This is a genomic window from Candidatus Borrarchaeum sp. (assembly GCF_019058535.1).
Classification (GTDB): Archaea; Asgardarchaeota; Sifarchaeia; order Borrarchaeales; family Borrarchaeaceae; genus Borrarchaeum; species Borrarchaeum weybense.
Map to the genome: position 1 here is coordinate 1 of NZ_JAHPYX010000265.1, position 16,801 is coordinate 16,801.

General features: G+C 40.0%; 16 protein-coding genes. 7 read left to right on the plus strand and 9 right to left on the minus strand.

Going from position 1 to position 16,801, the window contains the following annotated elements; translation table 11 throughout:
• The 3 genes from QVB70_RS16600 to QVB70_RS16610 form a co-directional block, all read right to left on the minus strand.
• On the minus strand, positions 1–800 hold an 800-nt coding region (locus tag QVB70_RS16600), incomplete at its 3' end, for a transposase (RefSeq protein WP_287588574.1).
• Between the two features lie 342 nt (positions 801–1,142).
• On the minus strand, positions 1,143–1,676 hold the full coding sequence (locus QVB70_RS16605) for a flavodoxin family protein (RefSeq protein WP_287588577.1): 534 nt from the start codon (positions 1,674–1,676) through the stop codon (positions 1,143–1,145).
• 51 nt (positions 1,677–1,727) lie between these two features.
• Positions 1,728–2,252: a type 1 glutamine amidotransferase domain-containing protein gene (locus QVB70_RS16610; RefSeq protein ID WP_287588579.1), complete on the minus strand. Its 525-nt coding sequence runs from the start codon at positions 2,250–2,252 to the stop codon at positions 1,728–1,730.
• Between the two features lie 137 nt (positions 2,253–2,389).
• Here QVB70_RS16610 and QVB70_RS16615 point away from each other — a divergent pair, with 137 nt between their 5' ends.
• Together QVB70_RS16615 and QVB70_RS16620 are read left to right on the plus strand one after the other, a co-directional pair.
• Positions 2,390–3,922, plus strand: a complete 1,533-nt coding sequence (locus tag QVB70_RS16615) for an FAD-binding oxidoreductase (protein ID WP_287588582.1) — start codon at positions 2,390–2,392, stop codon at positions 3,920–3,922.
• 19 nt (positions 3,923–3,941) lie between these two features.
• Complete coding sequence (locus tag QVB70_RS16620; protein WP_287588584.1) at positions 3,942–5,129, plus strand: (Fe-S)-binding protein; 1,188 nt, start codon at positions 3,942–3,944, stop codon at positions 5,127–5,129.
• A gap of 62 nt (positions 5,130–5,191) precedes the next feature.
• On the opposite strand, the gene QVB70_RS16625 is transcribed toward QVB70_RS16620, so the two are convergent.
• Both QVB70_RS16625 and QVB70_RS16630 read right to left on the minus strand, forming a co-directional pair.
• Positions 5,192–6,148 (minus strand): thiamine pyrophosphate-dependent enzyme, encoded by a 957-nt coding sequence (locus QVB70_RS16625; protein WP_287588586.1) that lies wholly within the window; start codon positions 6,146–6,148, stop codon positions 5,192–5,194.
• Between the two features lie 5 nt (positions 6,149–6,153).
• Positions 6,154–7,344 (minus strand): transketolase C-terminal domain-containing protein, encoded by a 1,191-nt coding sequence (locus QVB70_RS16630; RefSeq protein ID WP_287588588.1) that lies wholly within the window; start codon positions 7,342–7,344, stop codon positions 6,154–6,156.
• A 280-nt stretch (positions 7,345–7,624) separates the two neighbouring features.
• On the opposite strand from QVB70_RS16630, the gene QVB70_RS16635 reads away from it, so the two are divergent.
• The 5 genes from QVB70_RS16635 (at position 7,625) to QVB70_RS16655 (ending at position 14,319) form a co-directional block, all read left to right on the plus strand.
• Positions 7,625–10,045 (plus strand): hydrogenase iron-sulfur subunit, encoded by a 2,421-nt coding sequence (locus QVB70_RS16635; protein WP_287588590.1) that lies wholly within the window; start codon positions 7,625–7,627, stop codon positions 10,043–10,045.
• 120 nt (positions 10,046–10,165) lie between these two features.
• Positions 10,166–10,942, plus strand: a complete 777-nt coding sequence (locus tag QVB70_RS16640) for an electron transfer flavoprotein subunit beta/FixA family protein (protein ID WP_287588592.1) — start codon at positions 10,166–10,168, stop codon at positions 10,940–10,942.
• Complete coding sequence (locus QVB70_RS16645; RefSeq protein WP_287588595.1) at positions 10,943–11,920, plus strand: electron transfer flavoprotein subunit alpha/FixB family protein; 978 nt, start codon at positions 10,943–10,945, stop codon at positions 11,918–11,920.
• A gap of 18 nt (positions 11,921–11,938) precedes the next feature.
• The gene (locus tag QVB70_RS16650; protein WP_287588597.1) at positions 11,939–13,102 is read left to right on the plus strand and encodes an acyl-CoA dehydrogenase family protein; all 1,164 of its coding nucleotides are present in this window, start codon (positions 11,939–11,941) and stop codon (positions 13,100–13,102) included.
• Between the two features lie 47 nt (positions 13,103–13,149).
• Positions 13,150–14,319, plus strand: coding sequence for an acyl-CoA dehydrogenase family protein (locus QVB70_RS16655; protein WP_287588599.1), 1,170 nt, complete (start codon positions 13,150–13,152; stop codon positions 14,317–14,319).
• Positions 14,320–14,359: 40 nt separating this feature from the next.
• Here QVB70_RS16655 and QVB70_RS16660 read toward each other — a convergent pair whose 3' ends face one another.
• The 4 genes from QVB70_RS16660 to QVB70_RS16670 all read right to left on the minus strand — a co-directional run.
• A complete protein-coding gene (locus QVB70_RS16660) occupies positions 14,360–15,022 on the minus strand; it encodes a hypothetical protein (RefSeq protein ID WP_287588602.1) in 663 nt (220 codons plus the stop codon).
• Between the two features lie 176 nt (positions 15,023–15,198).
• A complete protein-coding gene (locus tag QVB70_RS16665; protein ID WP_287588605.1) occupies positions 15,199–15,792 on the minus strand; it encodes a hypothetical protein in 594 nt (197 codons plus the stop codon).
• Between the two features lie 156 nt (positions 15,793–15,948).
• Entirely contained in the window at positions 15,949–16,311 is a 363-nt protein-coding gene (locus QVB70_RS18610) for a zinc ribbon domain-containing protein (RefSeq protein ID WP_369335142.1), read from the minus strand.
• Between the two features lie 87 nt (positions 16,312–16,398).
• On the minus strand, positions 16,399–16,801 hold a 403-nt coding region (locus QVB70_RS16670; RefSeq protein ID WP_287588607.1), incomplete at its 5' end, for a transposase.

Sequence of the window (16,801 nt, forward strand, 5' to 3'; positions counted from 1 at the left end):
CATACAAAGAAGCCACGATGGCGGGAGGTGTTCCGGCTATGACAACGATTGCATTCCTTACTGGTATAGTGGGGGCGAACATAGACTACCCTGACGCCTTTCAGGGTCGCTTTGTACTCCAAAAAGCGTTGCAGTTCCCAGAAGGCCCATTTATGTACCCACCTGTTATATTTAGCTGTCTTCCTGATGTAGGTCAGTTCCTCCATCACCAGCACGTCGCCTTCGGACAGTTTCTCCACAATTCGCTTGGAGATGTTGTGGTTGACCCAGGTCATAAACCGTTTCCACGCGCCACTCACGCGTTGTAGTTTGCGTTTCGCGGCACGTGTGCCTTTAGACTGGAGTTCCGCCACCAAGCGCTCCCAGCGGATCCGTTGCTGTTTGACACTACCGAAGAACTCGGCGTCACTGGTTACTGCCAGCGTATTGACTCCTAAATCGACACCCAGTATTTTGCAGTGGTTGGTAGCTGTTGGCTGGAGGGTGGTCTCTTTGGAAAAGGTAAAGCAGAAGAAAAACCGCCCTTTGTAGTCCTTGATCAGGGTGCTCTCGCCCAGTTTCCAGGCCAGATAGGGCTCAAATACTTCCGGAATCACTACTTGGAATCTGACACGCCCCTTAAGAGTTGACAACGAGAGACACGTCCAGTCTTTGGATACAGAGGCACAGCGCGGGAAATTATACCTGATCGCCAGTTCTGGGGAGACTTCTGGTTTGGATCGCGCCCGTTTGACCATTTCAACCGCCTGAGTAATGGCATTGATCACCAGTTGCGCCTGTAGACCGAAACGCGCTTTCACCTCATATTAACAGCGTGGTTGCAATGCTGCCTTAGAGGTAATCTGATGTTGCCAGGCGACTTCAATGCAAAATTGGACCGCCTGCGCATAGACCCGCATGGTGTCATTCAGGACTTCAGAACCCTCAGCCAGTTTAACTTTGGCGGTCACCACCACTTTCATGAGAGAATATTATGAGCGTAACATTATTTAAAGGCAGAGAGACCCTGCTATAACTGAAACAGTGCCTCAATTCCTCCCCACCCTGAAGGATTGGTGCTTCCTTGAGGCGGAACCGTGAAAAGAATTGAAAAATAAGTACATATACAGAGCTATTAGGGAAGATAAGTGCATCGTCTCTTGTTAGAATGAAAGTCCAAATTCATATGCCTTTTTCATTGCTTCTTGATTCTCTTTAATTTCTCCTTTTTCATACGCTTTTGCTAAGAGTGTTCCAATAAATCTCATTTTCAAATAATCGAATGACATGTTAAACATATCAACTATAGGTCTACAGGCATCCGCACCTTCTTCCGAGGGAGTTACAAGAACGAATTTCTTACCTTCTAGTTTTCTGTTTGCAACAAAAGGTCTCATTCTATCAATTAGAAGTTTCATCTTTCCAGTTGGTCCATACCAGTAGAGTGGAGTCCCAAATATGATTAAATCTGCCTCTTCCATTTTTGGATAAATCTCTTGCATTCCATCATATAGGGGGCAGACGTAATCAGCTTTTTTACAAGCACGGCAATCAATACAAGGTGCTATATCATATTCGTACAGATACAATTTTTCGTTCTTATGACCTTTTTTTTCACTGCCCTTCAAAATCTCTTCAACTAGTATGTCTGTATTACCCTCTTTTCTGGGACTGCCAATTAATGCCAAGATCTTCATAATATCCCTCATTAGGTCTTAGTTGTTCAGCGACATTTTCTCGTTCTTGAGTCAAATATCCGAAAGAGTTTTTATGATTTCTTTACAGAAGGCAGGGAGGTCATCTGGTGTGCGAGAAGTGATTATGTTTCCATCTCTAACAACTTCTTGATCAAGATAAGTCGCTCCAGCATTTACCAGATCATCCTTTATTGCATAAAAACATGTCGCCTTACGATCTTCTAAAAGATTTGCTGATATCAACAACCAAGGACCATGGCAAATTGCTGCGACAGGTCCTTTTTTATAAACCTCTTGAACTAGTTTAATCATCTTAGGATAGCGTCTAAAGCGATCTGGAGCGTAACCTCCAGGAATAACCAATGCATCAAGCTCATCAGAAGAAATCTTGTTGATATCAGTGTCAACTTTAACTGGAAGTCCATGTTTCCCGACATAATTTTCTTTCAATCCAGTTCCTATAAGTATAATCTTTGCACCTTCTTCTCTTAATCTATGTACAGGATACCATAATTCAAGATCTTCGTATAAATCCTCTGCTAAAATTCCAATAGTCTTTCCTTCTAACTGTCCCATCCAAATTCCTCCTTCAACGACAATTTGAAACCTGTATATTCAACACCGCATAAAAATGATATCCATTTATGCAATAATGCATAAAAACACACTTTTTTATAAGAACTACTCCTTTAATAGATTTCTTGGGTGTAAAAATGGTGCAAGCTACGATCAATACAAAATTGATGCAGGCAGTTCAAGATATGATTGGTGAACTTTCAACTAGCCTAGGAGAAGATAAATTATCAATTGATAAGCCTACAAGACTTGTTTATAGAATTACTCACGGTCCTGAGGCGCTTCTACACGAAAGTTTAGATGATTTCACACCAGCAGCAATAGTGAGACCAACATCCACGGAAGACGTTCAAACGATCGTTAAACTTGCAGATAAGTATGAGGTTCCGATCGTACCTCAAGGTGGACGAACATGCACATATGGGGCAGAAGCGATACGTGATTGCATTGTGATCGATACTGCTACAATGGATAAAATCCTTGAAATCGACGAAGGGAGTTATCGAATTACTGCTGAAGCAGGAGTGCGTGTTGTTGACTTTCACAGATACCTAGAAGAAAGAGGCTTCATGTGTGTAGACTTTCCAACAATGAATAAAGCAGCCACTTTAGGGGCTCGTGCCGCTCTTAATGGCTATAATAAGTTCGAAAATCGATGGGGAAGCGCAGGATATCATATTAAGGGATTAGAAGTCGTTTTACCCAATGGAGAGGCTGTCTGGCTTGGTAGAGGAACTAGTGCACCTACAAAATCAGTTGTAGGGCTTAATATGATGGACCTCTTCATTGGATCAAGGGGAACTCTGGGGGTTGTTACAAAAGTAACTGAACGCTTTATTGATATGCCTCCTAGCTATCACTATGGAATTAGAGCGTTTAAGGACTACGAAGACGGGCTTAAGACATATATAGATCTTAGAAAACCTTTGAATGCTGGTCTATTATGGAGATCAAAGGTATATCATAGATGGTTTTTGAGTCAAGCTGTAAAGGGTATGCTTGAGATTGATTTCCCAGATGATGTTGAAATGTTGGTGGATTACCATATTCTAGGCGAGCCTGATGTTGTTGAACAAATGGAAAAACATGCAATAAGAATAATGGAAGACCACAATGGGTTTTGGAGAGATGATATGCCCCCAACAGACATTATAGGAAGAATGCATGAGACAATAGAGAAATACATGGGAATGGGAGGATTATGGAGCGACCGGATTGTAAATGGAGGAATGGCTAATCGAATAATTCCTCTAGACCCGATGATTCCTGATTCCAAGCTTTTAGAATATTATAAAGAATACTTGAAACTACTCCGCGAGATAGAAGACGGTGAAAGTTATCCCGCGCTGACAGATAGTATGAAAGTCCTTAATCCAGCAGGACCAGTCCCTGGAGATGTAGGTTATAGCAAGATATGGATACTACTACTTGCAAATTGGAATAAATGGGACAATGAAACGCGTAAAGAATTCAAAGACTGGTTCAGACGTCATGCTGAACTAGCATTGCGTTTTGATGGATCAATAACAGGTACTCATGGCTTTATACCAAGAGAAATGGAAGTTGAACTTGTAAGAAAAGAAGTCGGTGAGAAAACCTACGAGTTCATGAAGATGATCAAAAAAACTATTGACCCAAAGAACATTATGAATCCTAAGGTACGATTTTAGATGATAGATGGTGATCTTAATGAGCGAAGAAATGGATGAACCCTTAACTTTACAGGACCAAGAGCCACAACTATGGACTTGTATTTGTTGCTATTGTGGATTATGCATTGAAAGTTGTCCAGCCTATAGAGAATTGAAAAATGAGGCTGTTTCGGCAAGAGGAATCTCTCAAGTTGCGTTGGGTATTGCTTGGGATGAAATTGACCTCTCTGAGTTGTCGGATGATATCGTCTATGCTTGTACTGGGTGTAGATGGTGTGACTGGATTTGTTCACAAAATACTCCAATTAAAATAGTCCGTGACGGTTCAAGAAAAACAAGAGTAAGTGGTGCAACTGTATCAGAAATTCTGAGATCCATGAAAGCAGAAGAAGGAACGATTCCTCCCGAGATTCGAGATGCTCTCAATAATATTGTAAAGCATGGAAACCCTTATGGTGGTCCAAAGGCGCAAAAAGACAAATGGGTAGATGACCTTGGCATGAAAATAGATGGTTCAGAGACTATACTCTATGTAGGATCAACGGTTCCATACGACGATAGAGCTGCCAGAGCTGCAGAAGCATTAGTTAGCGTTTTCAAAAAAGCAAACCTAAATTTCGGCATACTAGGTAGCGAAGAAATGGATAGCGGTGCTTTTCCAAGAATGATGGGTGAAGAAGGCCTATTTTTTGAAATGTATGATTCGCTAATAGAGACTTTCGAGAAATATGGAATTAAAAAAATAATTTGTCTCTCTCCACATGATTACGATACTTTCAGAGAATATTACTATGATATTGATGGCATCGAAGTCAAGCATTATACAGAAGTACTCTGGGAAATGATTGATAGTGGCAAAATAGAATTTAATAACGAATTTGATCAAAGAGTCACATACCACGATCCTTGTTATTTGGGGCGACGAAGTGAAATATATGATGCTCCACGAAAAATATTGCAGAGCATACCAAAACTAGATTTCGTTGAAATGTATTTTACAAGAGAGAATGCGCATTGTTGTGGTGGTGGAGGCACTGGACTCTGGCTAGATCTCCCTAAAATCAACATGGATATGACGCGTTCTGATGAAGCTAAAGAAAAAGACGTGGATTATTTAGCTGTTGCATGTCCTATTTGCCTGCAAATGCTTGACAGTGCTATGAAGAGCAAGGATTATGAAATAGAGGTTAGAGACATTGCTGAAATTGTAGAAAAAGCAATGTAGCCAATTATTTCTCTCACCATTTTTTTTAAATTTCTTTAAGAAAAAGAAAGGTGATCTGCAGTCTACATTTCTGAGTGTTTGCATAGTTCGAGGAGTCTGTTCCATTCTTTATCGACGTATTCTTGAATGACATTAATGATTACTTCATTTTTTTCTGGCTTGAATAGGTGTCTGAGTCGTCCTTGATACTTAAGATATTCTTCAATAGGGATTTTAGATGCTTTTTTGTCTGGATGATTTATAGTAAATTTGTGTCCCCACTCAATTTCATACAAAGGAAAGAATCGTGATTCGACTGCCAGGCGAGCCACTTGAATGCTCATGCTAGTATCAAATCTCCAGCCTCTGGTGCAGGGTTGAATACAATGCACAAAGGCAGGACCCTTGATATCTACTGCTCGTTTTACTTTTCGTACAAAATCTAAAGGATATGCGACACTGGCAGTTGCAGCGTATTCTAATCCGTGTGCAGCAATAATACGAATTAAAGGCTTCTTAGATCTTTTCTTACCTTGCTGGACTTTTCCAACTGGTGAAGTTGTCGTCCATGCTGCGTGCATGGTTGCCCCACTTCTTTGAATACCTGTGTTCATATATGCCTCATTGTCATAACAAATGTAAGCAAAGTCTTCACCGCGATCTATAGCTCCACTTATTGATTGTAAACCAATATCATAAGTCCCGCCATCACCGCCTATAGTAACAACTTCAATATCGCGTTTTGGTATCTCACCCTTTCTCATTAATACGTCAAGACCTGCACGTACGCCTGAAGCTGTAGCTGCTGCATTTTCAAATGCATTGTGTATCCACGGGACACTCCACGCATTATGTGGGAAAATTGTGCCGGATACTTCAAGGCATCCTGTAGCATTCACTACGATTAAGGGTTTATCAACTGCCTTTGTCATAAGTCGTGCAATTGTTCCTGCACCACAACCTGTACAAAGCCTATGTCCAGAATTAAATCGTTCTTCTTTTGGTAAATCTGAAAGTTTTGTTGGATAATCTGATGTCATTTTACTCACACCTCTTTCCTAATACCATACCACGTAATTGGCTGTTCAACTACTCCTTTCTTCAAGTCATCATACAGTATCTCATACATTTTCTTGAAATCAGCAATTGTGACATCTCTACCACCAAGACCTGCTATGAAATTCCTGAAAAGAGGACCTTCTCTTCCGGTATTCATTGTACTTGAAGTTTCGCTAAATGCGGGCCCATAGCTCCCGAAAGAGACCGCCCTATCTACAACACCACACGCCTGAACTTCTCTTAGTGCAATACGCATTTCTTCAATAGGAAATGGTCTAAAACAACGTAATTTTACAAGTCCTACCCTCTCTCCTTCTTCTCGCATTTCATCTACAGTTGCTTTAGCAGTCCCGGTAAGTGAGCCCATCGTCACAAGAGCTACTTCAGCGTCATCCATGTGATAAGATTCAACAATTGGATAATAACGTCCCCATCTATCACCAAATTCTTCTACTACATCTTTCATAACGTTTTTTGCATTGCGCATTGCTTCGTTTTGAGCTTTTTTAATATCCATATAGTACTCAGGAAACGCACACGTGCCGACTGCGATCGGAGCATCAACATCAAGCCTGTAAAGTGGATCACGTCTTGGTAGAAATCCATCGATCGTTTTCTTGTCAGTAGGCTCAATGATTGCTACAGGCTCAATAGAATGGCTTAAAATGAACCCATCCAAGCATACCATTACTGGCAGAGAAACTCGTCTATCCTCCCCGACTTTAAACGCTTGAATTGTGCTATCGTAAGCCTCTTGACAATCTTCAACAAACCATTGAATCCATCCAGAGTCCCGCGCTAACATTGCATCATTATGGTCACACCAGATGCTAATTGGTCCAGAAAGTGCACGATTTACGACTGTCATTACGACTGGAAATCTGGCTGATGCTACCAAGTACAAAATTTCACACATTAGCGCTACTCCTTGAGATGCTGTAGCAGTATATACTCTTGCACCCGTTGAAGAGGCTCCATAACATGCAGACATAGCAGAATGTTCTGATTCAACGGTTATATATTCACAGTCGAGTTCTCCGTCTGCAACAAACTCTGATAGACGCTCGACAATAATTGTTTGAGGTGTAATAGGAAAAGCCGCAACTACGTCAGGATTACATAATTTTGCTGCTTCTGCAACCGCAAAATCACCCATCATCCCTAAGACTTTTGTCATTTACAAATTTCACATCCCTAGTAGGATAATAATTCCATTTAAATTTCCGCAAACTTCCTTTTAGTTCAATTTATCTGATATATATTTCTTACTTTTTTGAAAACTTTATTCAGAGATTTCGGATGTTTAATTATTTTTAAACCAAAAAGTTAAAAGATTTGATTATGTTATGCCTCAAAATAACAACTCTAATAATATGGCTCAAAACAATTAAGAGCCAATTTCATACCTTTTTGACGTCTGTTGTTAGAACCATTTAGTGAATACTTGGTGAATAATGTTGGATGCCTCCTCCGAAAGTGTAGATACTGCTGAACACAGAATTGGAATTTTCGTCTGTCAATGTGGAGGAAATATTTCGAATGTTGTTGATGTAGAAGAAGTAAGTAAAGTCGCCAGCACTTGGAAATATGTTTTAGCTTCACAAACTAATCCATTTACCTGTTCAAAACCTTCTCAAGAGTTGATAACTGACACTATAAAAGAAATGAAACTAAACAAAGTAATTATTGCGTCTTGCAGTCCACGATTGCACTTGATAACTTTTCAAAGTATGCTAGAACGCGCTGGATTAAATCCTTATTTGTTGGAATTTGTAAATATCAGAGAACAATGTTCATGGGTTCATGGGCCACAAATGAGTAAGAAAGCAACACAAAAAGCTATAAGCTTACTAAGAGGGGGCTACGAAAGAAGTCTAGAACTTGAACCCTTGGAAGTTATAACAGAACCAACATCAAATAATGTCCTAGTTATCGGTGGTGGAATCGCTGGCATGATGGCAGCATTAGAACTAGGGAATATAGGCTTCAAAGTCTATTTAGTAGAGAGACAACCCAGCATTGGCGGCAACATGGCAAAGCTGACTAAGGTTTTTCCAACCCTTGATTGTGCTCAATGTATTCTTACCCCACGAATGGCCGAAGTCGAACGAAACGAAAATGTCACGCTTTTGACTTATTCGGAAGTTCAAGAAATTGGAGGGCGACCAGGCAATTACGATGCTAAAATTTTTGTTAAGCCTCGTGGTGTAGATCTAGAAAAATGTACCAGTTGTGGTGATTGTGCCGTTGGCTGCCCTGTAAAATGCATCAATGAATTTGAAGAAGAATTATTATCTAAACGAAGTGCTGCCTATATCCCCTTTCTTCAGGCAGTACCACAGGTATATACAATAGACGAAAGTCATTGTCTTTATCATAAATATGGGATCTGTCGAATTTGTGAAAAAATATGCCCTGCAAACGCCATAAACTTAGATGATAAAGGGCAACTCTTAGAGCTTAGAGTAGGTAGTATAGTTGTTGCTACGGGATACGAAACATATGATGCACGGAAAATCGAAGAATATGGATATGGAACCTATCCCGATGTAATAACAATGCTACAACTAGAGCGCCTTACATCACTCTTTGGGCCTACAAAAGGTCATGTGAAGCGACTTAGTGATGGAAAAACAGCAAAAAAGATTGCTATTCTTTTATGTGCAGGCTCAAGAGATAAAAATCGTTACATTCCATACTGTAGTCGTATATGTTGTATGTATTCCATCAAACAAGCAACCCTCTTGAAAGAATATTATGAAGGAATTGATGTATGGGTTTTTTATACCGACATTCGAGCCACTGGGCGAGGGTATGAAGAACTTTATTGGAGATCAGAAGAAGAAGGTGTCAGATTTATTAGAGGTAAAGTTTCTGAAGTCTGGCAGAGAAAAAATGGCAAGGTTATGATCAGAGCAGAAGATACGCTTACTCAAAACGTAATTGAAGAACCGTTTGATTTAGTAGCTTTGGCAACACCAATGGTTCCATCTAAAGGACTCGACAAGTTATCAGACATGATGAAAATACCATTAGGCGGAGATGAATTTATTCAAGAGAGGCACGTCAAACTCAATCCCGTTGATTCACTTCAAACTGGCATATTCACATGCGGTTGTGCGATAGGTCCAAAAGATGTTAGAGATACGGTATCTGATGCTTTAGGTTCAGCGGCACGCGTCTCCTCATTTTTATCTAAAGGATATATTATAACGTCGCCCGAAAAAGCTGTCGTCGATATTACTAAGTGTACTGGATGCGAAATCTGTTTAGAAATCTGCCCTTCCAGCGCAATAAAAATGATTGAAGAGAAGGCAAAAGTTGACCCTCTTTTGTGTATAGAATGCGGTGCTTGTGTTCCAGAGTGCCCAGAGGCTGCAATCGATTTTAAGAATTTCACCGAAAAGCAGATTATCTCCCAACTTCGAGGATTACTTCAAGATAAAGAACTTGACGAAATAAGGATAATCGCTTTTGTCGACAAGACCATTGGTTACACAGGGCTGGATTTTGTAGGACAGGATAGACAGAATTACCCCTTTGAAATTAGGGCTATTCGTGTCCCCTCGACTGCACTTCTCAGTAAACAACACATTAGTTATGCTTTTAGACTTGGGGCGGATGGAATCGTTGTTATCGAAGGAGATGCCACTAGAGAGAAGTTCACAAAGAAGAGGATTGAAGAAATCATTGATCTGATGGAAGATCTGGATATCGAAGGTTCAAGGATATATTATAGCACTGTGGAACTCCCTGCATACAAGAAAATAGCTAATATCTTTGAAATTCAGGCAAAAATGATCAGTGAACTTGGTCCGATTCCAGAAGAAATCCGTGTACAACTCTTAGATGGTATTAAAATCGAAAAAGTGGTTTGACTATTTGGTTGATTATTATTTTCTCTGTTTTTTTTTAAGATCTAAAACATTTTTAAATTGTCAACTTTCTCTTACTCACTGCAAATTTTATTTTGATCACTTCATTTTGGAGGTTAACAGTTGGACATAATTGTTTGTGTAAAACATGTTCCCGATGTAGCGGGTGCTGAAATCTTAATCGATGAAAGCGGTAAAAAAATAAAAACCGGAGATTTACCATTCGAAATTAACGAATGGGACGAATACGCAATTGAAGAGGCAATACTGATAAAAGAAAGACTTGGAACTGGATCCGTCACCGCGATAACAATTGGTGATGATAATGCAGAAGCCACTTTACGGAGATGCCTAGCTAAAGGCGCCGATAAAGCAATCAGAGTTCATGATGATGCATTTGAAGGTTCCGATGCCTATGCTATCGCAAAAATTCTTTACAATGCAATTAAGGATTTGCCATTCGATTTGGTATTTACTGGCTTACAAACTAATGATGAAGGATATGGCCAGGTGGGAGGAATTCTCTCAGAATTTTTGGAAATTCCACATGCGAGCCTAGTTAAGAAGATAGAAATAAAGGATAAACTAATAGAGGTTAATCGAGAACTTGAGGGTGGTTTAGAAGAGGTTCTAGAACTTCAATTACCTGCATTACTTACTATTCAAACTGGAATCAATGAACCAAGATATGTTTCTATTATGGGCATACGCAAAGCTAAAAAGAAAGAATTGCAAGTCATCAGCTTAAATGAATTAGAATTAACTCCTGAAGAAGTCGGGATTTCTGGATCTTGGCTTCAAATCGAGGAGTTATCCATTCCAAAACCTACGAAGCAAGTTGTCATTCTAGATGATGCTACAAAAATTGCTGAGGTCTTACGTGCAAGGGGGTTAATATAGATGAACATCTTTGTATTAGTGGAACACAGGCAAGGCGAGATTAGGGACATCACCTTCGAGATGTTAAGCAAGTGTAAAGAAATCTCCAAAGATATAAATGTTAAAACAACTGCTGTGCTTTTGGGAAATGACGTTGAACAATTTTTAGACCCCCTTAAGGGTTATGCTGATACGATCGTATGCTGCCGTGATGAGAAACTTGAATATTTCAATTCAAGAACATATCAAATGGTATTATCTCATCTAATCAATGAGAACAAACCTCTTTTAACCCTGATTGGACACACATCATATGGTATTGACTTAGCCCCAGGTTTAGCTATTAAACTGCAAATACCATTAGCTACTGATTGTGCAGATTTTTCCGTTGAAGATGATCAATTAAGGATAGTTCGTCAGATGTATGGTGGTAAAGTGAATGCTAGGGCTACTCTCAAAAAAGCTGAAAGCTATCTTATAACTATTCGTCCTGCATCCTTTGAAGCAAAAGAACCAGAAACAAAGGATAGCGAAGTTATCAATTTAGAATCGTCGTTAAAAGAAGAGCCAATTGATAAGCGATTTATCAAATATGTCGAACCAGAAGTAAGCGACGTAGACATAACTGCAAGCGACATCCTTGTTTCTATTGGACGCGGAATCAAAGAGGATAAGAATATTCCGATAATCGAAGAACTTACTACTGCGCTGGGAGGCGTTATCTCTTGTTCTCGACCAATTGTTGATAAAGGTTGGCTCGATAAAGGTCGTCAAGTTGGTACTTCAGGAAAGACAGTAAAACCTAAGTTGTATCTTGCACTTGGTATTAGTGGAGCATTTCAACACATTGCAGGTATGAAAGACTCCGATCTAGTTATCGCAATCAATAAAGACGCAAATGCCCCTATCTTCGGCGTTGCTGATTTTGGTATTGTAGATGATTTATTTAAAGTAGTTCCTGAATTATCACAAAAAATAAAGGAAATGAAAGGTGCATAGTTCAGGATGGTGTTTTTTATGGACTTCAGACTAACAACTGATCAACTGGATATCAAAAAAGCGATCAGTGAATTTGCCGAGAAGGAATTTACTAAGGAAATTGCACTAGAATGCGATAAAAACGAACAATTCCCGCATGAATTACATAAAATGGCAGCTGAACTGGGCTTTATAGGAATACATTTTCCCGAGCAGTACGGAGGAGGAGAATTCGGAACTTTTGAGAACTGTCTTTACGTGGAAGAGATCTGCCGAGTCGATTCATGTCTTGGTGGTGCACTTTTACTCCCAGACTTTGCGAGTGAATTGATTATGGACCGAGGCACAGAAGAACAAAAGCAGAAATATCTCCCTAAAGTTGCTTCGGGAGAATTTATTTCAGCGGGTGCATTTACAGAACCTGAACACGGGAGCGACATTACTAAAATGGATACAACTGCTATAAAAAGTGGAAACGAATGGGAAATCAATGGTAATAAGACACTTATTTCTAACGCAACAATTGCTGATTTTTATATCGTTTTATGCCAAACTGACATGGAAGTTAGTCCATCATATCGTGGACAATCCCTTATCATTGTAGAGAAAGATGCTGATGGTTTAGATGTAACTAAATTCAAAGATAAATTAGGATGCCGATCGGCACCCACTGGAGATCTATCGTTCGCTAATGTGATTGTCCCAGAATCTAATCTTGTTGGCGAGTTAAATAAAGGGTTCTATCATAGTCTAGAATTTTTCAACAAATCGAGAATAGAGATCGCCGCACAAGGAGTTGGTACAGCTCAAGGTGCGTTTGAACGTGCCTTCAACTATGCAAAGGAACGGAAAGCCTTTGGTGAACCAATTATTACCGGATTTCAAGCAATCAGCCATAAGTTAGCTGACATGAGCATCAAAATTGAAGCTGCTCGCTTACTCACCTATAAAGCTGCGTGGTTAGCTGATCAAGGACAAATCGATCCCGCTATTTCATCGATGGCTAAGGCATATGCTGGCAGAATAGCTGTTGAGGTAGCTGATGAGGCAATACAGATTCTTGGAGGCGCCGGTTATATCGCAGAAAACGAAGTAGAGAGGTTTTATAGAGATGCGAAACTCATAGAGATCTATGAAGGCACTAGAGAGATCCAAAAAAACACTATTGTCAGGTCACTAATCAAAAAGGGCGTTAAGAGTTAAAAGAGAGATTCTAAAGTACAAAGCCGAAAAAAGGAGGAGGAGGCTTTTTGCGTTTTACACCTACAACTGATCAATTAGATATTCGCAAAGCAGTCAAGGAATTTGCTGAGAAGGAATTTACTAAGGAAATTGCACTAGAATGCGATAAAACTGAACTGTTTCCCTATAAACTTCATAAGATGGCAGCTGAACTAGGCTTTATAGGGATACACTTTCCCGAGCAGTACGGAGGAGGAGGATTCGGAACTCTTGAGAACTGTCTATATGTAGAGGAGATTTGTCGAGTTGACTCGGGTCTTGGCATCGCACTTTCTCTATCAGATCTTGCTTCTGAGTTGATTATAAATCACGGATCCGAAGAACAAAAACAAAAATACCTTCCTAAAGTAGCGAGTGGAGATTTCATTTCTGCAGTCGCACTTACAGAGCCTGAGCATGGAAGTGACATCACTGAAATGGATACAACTGCTATTGCTGTAAAAAGTGGCGATGAATGGGAAATCAATGGCTGTAAGACACTCATTTCTAATGTATCAATTGCTGGTTTTTATATCGTGCTCTGCCAAACTATTAAAGAAGTTTCTCCAACTTATAGAGGGCAATCCCTTATTATTGTAGACGCAGATACAGAAGGTCTGGAATATTCGCTATTCAAAGACAAGTTAGGATGTAGAGCTTCTCCTACTGGAGAGCTTAGTTTTTGCAATGTACACGTTCCAGAGGAAAATCTTCTTGGAATACTTAACAAAGGATTTTACCATACATTGAATTTCTTCAATCAAAGCAGGGTTGAAATTGCGGCACAAGGAGTTGGCATCGCTCAAGGTGCATTTGAACGTGCCTTTAATTACGCAAAGGAACGGAAAGCTTTTGGAAAACCAATTATTACTGGATTTCAAGCAATTTCGCATAAACTTGCCGATATGAGCATCAAAATTGAGGCTGCTCGACTTTTAACGCACAAAGCAGCATGGCTAGTAGATCAAGGACAACCGGATCCAGCAATATCTTCTATGGCAAAAACTAACGCAGGTAGAGTAGCAGTTGAAGTGGCTGATGAAGCAATACAAGTACTTGGTGGAGCGGGATATCTTGCGGAAAATGAAGTCGAGCGTTTTTACAGGGACGCTAAAATTATTGAAATCTATGAAGGCACTAGAGAGATTCAGAAAAACACTATAGTCAGATTTCTACTCAAAAGAGGAATTAAAAACTAATTTTATTGTGATTTTATAGCTTTCTCCCCATTTCGTGGGCTTATATGAAAATCTTTAACTGTTCTAACAATGACAACATTTTCTTTTGCATTATGGGATCATATTCATCAAACATATTGACCAATTCTACTTCTGACAAAATTCGCCCTCTCTCAATAACTTCTTCAAGCCATGTTTGGATAAATAAGGGATGCTGATGTGTATTAAACACATCTACAGAATGATCCTTAGTTACACGCAGCCAGCCTTTTGGAAGAGTTAATAGGAGAGGATTTAATGAATATTCACTAGGACTGTCAACAAAATCTGCAAGTCGATGCCACTCTATTATAGTTGTTAATTGACGGATTTTATCTGTTGGAATACAGAATGGATTGAACGCCTCAAATGTTGTGGGAGTGCTTTTCCAATTGAGTGTGTGTTCTAAAAGTCTCCCTTGTGTTACGGAAAGGGATTGTGGAGAAAGTTTAAACACAAAAGCTGCACGTGGAGGTCGTGAATATTCACTTGAATAAAGTGATTTTAATGCATAAGGTAGTTTGCTTGAATATTCAGCACAATAGTCCTGAGACGAAAGTCGTGCTTTAGATGCAGGAATTTCTTGATATGGTACACCATATTTTCTAAGACCAATTATAACTGCGTTGAGAGAGCTTGGATCTTCTTGTAATTGCCCAAAATAAAATCCCTTAAGTTGAGCCATTGCTCACCTCCCCATAGTTGGTACATGGTTAAAACATAGTTGAAATAAAGATAATTTGATAATTACCAAATAATGTAAGCTTTTCGTTTAAATAAGGACTAGATAGCTACCTTCAATTAAAGTAACTTCACCGTGAATATTTGTCTTTATACAGTACGTTTCCAAAGTTTTGGGTCTCATTTAAAAATTTTAAACTTCTCCAATAGCTTTATGAGATTCTTCTTCATATAAGGATCATATTCGTCCAACATATTAACTAATTCTACTTCTGATAAAACTCGCTCTCTCTCAATTACTTCTTCAATCCACACTTGAAGGAAAAGCGGGTTTTGGTGAGTATTAAAAACATCGATCTGTTCTCTAGTTACGCGGAGCCAACCTTTTGGAAGAGTGAGTAAGATTGGATTTAATGAGTAATCACTTGGATGTTCAACATAATCTGCAAGTCGATGCCACTCTATTAATGTGGTTAATTGACGGATTTTATCTGTTGGAATACAAAATGGATTGAACGCTTCAAATGTTGTGTTGGTGTGTTTCCAGTTTAGCGTGTATTCTAAGAGTATACCTTTAATTGTAGAAAGCGATTTTCTAGACATTTTAAATAGAAAACAAGCTCTCGGCGGTCGTGAATACTCACCCGAATAGAGTTCTGTCAACGCCTCAGTTAGTGTGCTTGTATATTCAGCACAATAGTCCTGAGATGAAAGTCGTGCTTTAGATGCAGGAATTTCTTGATATGGTACACCATATTTTCTAAGAGATGCCATAACTGCGTTCACAGAGTTTGGGTCTTCTTCCAATTGACCAAAATGGAATTCTTCAAGTTGTGCTATCGGGATCCCCTCTCTGTCGGAAGAGACTTCCTGCTGATTATGTTAAAATTTTCAACTTCTCCAATAATATAGTACTTTCTTCTTCGTGAACTACCGCCCAACAAGTTGGGTGGCTTCTGCCTTCACGGATTTTTGAGCTGTCTCTACGAGAGAAAGCAAGAACCCGCTCATCGACAGTTCGGGGTGGTCCACAGCACCCCCCGTTCCTTCGCAGAGGAACACTTTGGGTTTCGCCTTACGATTTTTACGACCGTTCTGTTTTTTTAGCCCGGTAAGGCACATTAGAGCGTCTATCAGGATGTTGAACGCAGCATTTACGTCTCTATCGGCAGTAAATCCGCATTTCAGGCACCTGAACGCCCTGTCTTTAACTTCTACCTTCCTTGAACCACACCACGAACAGCGACGGGTGGTCCACCACTCATTGGTCACCAAGGGTACTCCGTCATGCATCAGTACCGCTATCGCGATACGCTCGGCGCAGTCCTTGAAGGCCCAATGGTTGACGCGTTTTCGATTCCTGCGATGCCCTGAACCCTTTTAGTGACAATTACGCACTTTGTCGGGATAGCCTATGACCACCAACGAACCTGTAAGGTGCTTGGCAATATCAATCGCCAACTTTCTCCTGAAATCCTTGGCAAAATTTACCCGCTTACAGTAGAGTTTCTTCACTACCGCGTACTTCCCTAAGCGTTGTAATTTGGCGATCCTATTGTTTAGTTGACGCATATGGATGAAGAACTTTTTGTAGTCCTCTTTTTTAAACAGCATGACGTTGCCGTCGCCCGATAACTCGCACGTTACGGTCGTCGCCAGCCGCTTCAAACCCAGGTCGATGCCGGTCAGCGACTTCAACACCGGCATAACGTCCTTTTCTACAACGACATGGGCTTCGTAGCGTTTCAATCGGTGATTTTTAACGATCTGAAAAGACTTAACA

Bases quoted from the DNA above. Each gene is read 5' to 3' on its own strand.
- QVB70_RS18610 (WP_369335142.1), bottom strand. From the start codon at position 16,311: ATGCATGACGGAGTACCCTTGGTGACCAATGAGTGGTGGACCACCCGT.
- QVB70_RS16650 (WP_287588597.1), top strand. From the start codon at position 11,939: ATGGACTTCAGACTAACAACTGATCAACTGGATATCAAAAAAGCGATC.
- QVB70_RS16605 (WP_287588577.1), bottom strand. From the start codon at position 1,676: ATGAAGATCTTGGCATTAATTGGCAGTCCCAGAAAAGAGGGTAATACA.
- QVB70_RS16615 (WP_287588582.1), top strand. From the start codon at position 2,390: ATGGTGCAAGCTACGATCAATACAAAATTGATGCAGGCAGTTCAAGAT.
- QVB70_RS16625 (WP_287588586.1), bottom strand. From the start codon at position 6,148: ATGACATCAGATTATCCAACAAAACTTTCAGATTTACCAAAAGAAGAA.
- QVB70_RS16630 (WP_287588588.1), bottom strand. From the start codon at position 7,344: ATGACAAAAGTCTTAGGGATGATGGGTGATTTTGCGGTTGCAGAAGCA.
- QVB70_RS16665 (WP_287588605.1), bottom strand. From the start codon at position 15,792: ATGGCATCTCTTAGAAAATATGGTGTACCATATCAAGAAATTCCTGCA.
- QVB70_RS16610 (WP_287588579.1), bottom strand. From the start codon at position 2,252: ATGGGACAGTTAGAAGGAAAGACTATTGGAATTTTAGCAGAGGATTTA.
- QVB70_RS16620 (WP_287588584.1), top strand. From the start codon at position 3,942: ATGAGCGAAGAAATGGATGAACCCTTAACTTTACAGGACCAAGAGCCA.
- QVB70_RS16645 (WP_287588595.1), top strand. From the start codon at position 10,943: ATGAACATCTTTGTATTAGTGGAACACAGGCAAGGCGAGATTAGGGAC.
- QVB70_RS16660 (WP_287588602.1), bottom strand. From the start codon at position 15,022: ATGGCTCAACTTAAGGGATTTTATTTTGGGCAATTACAAGAAGATCCA.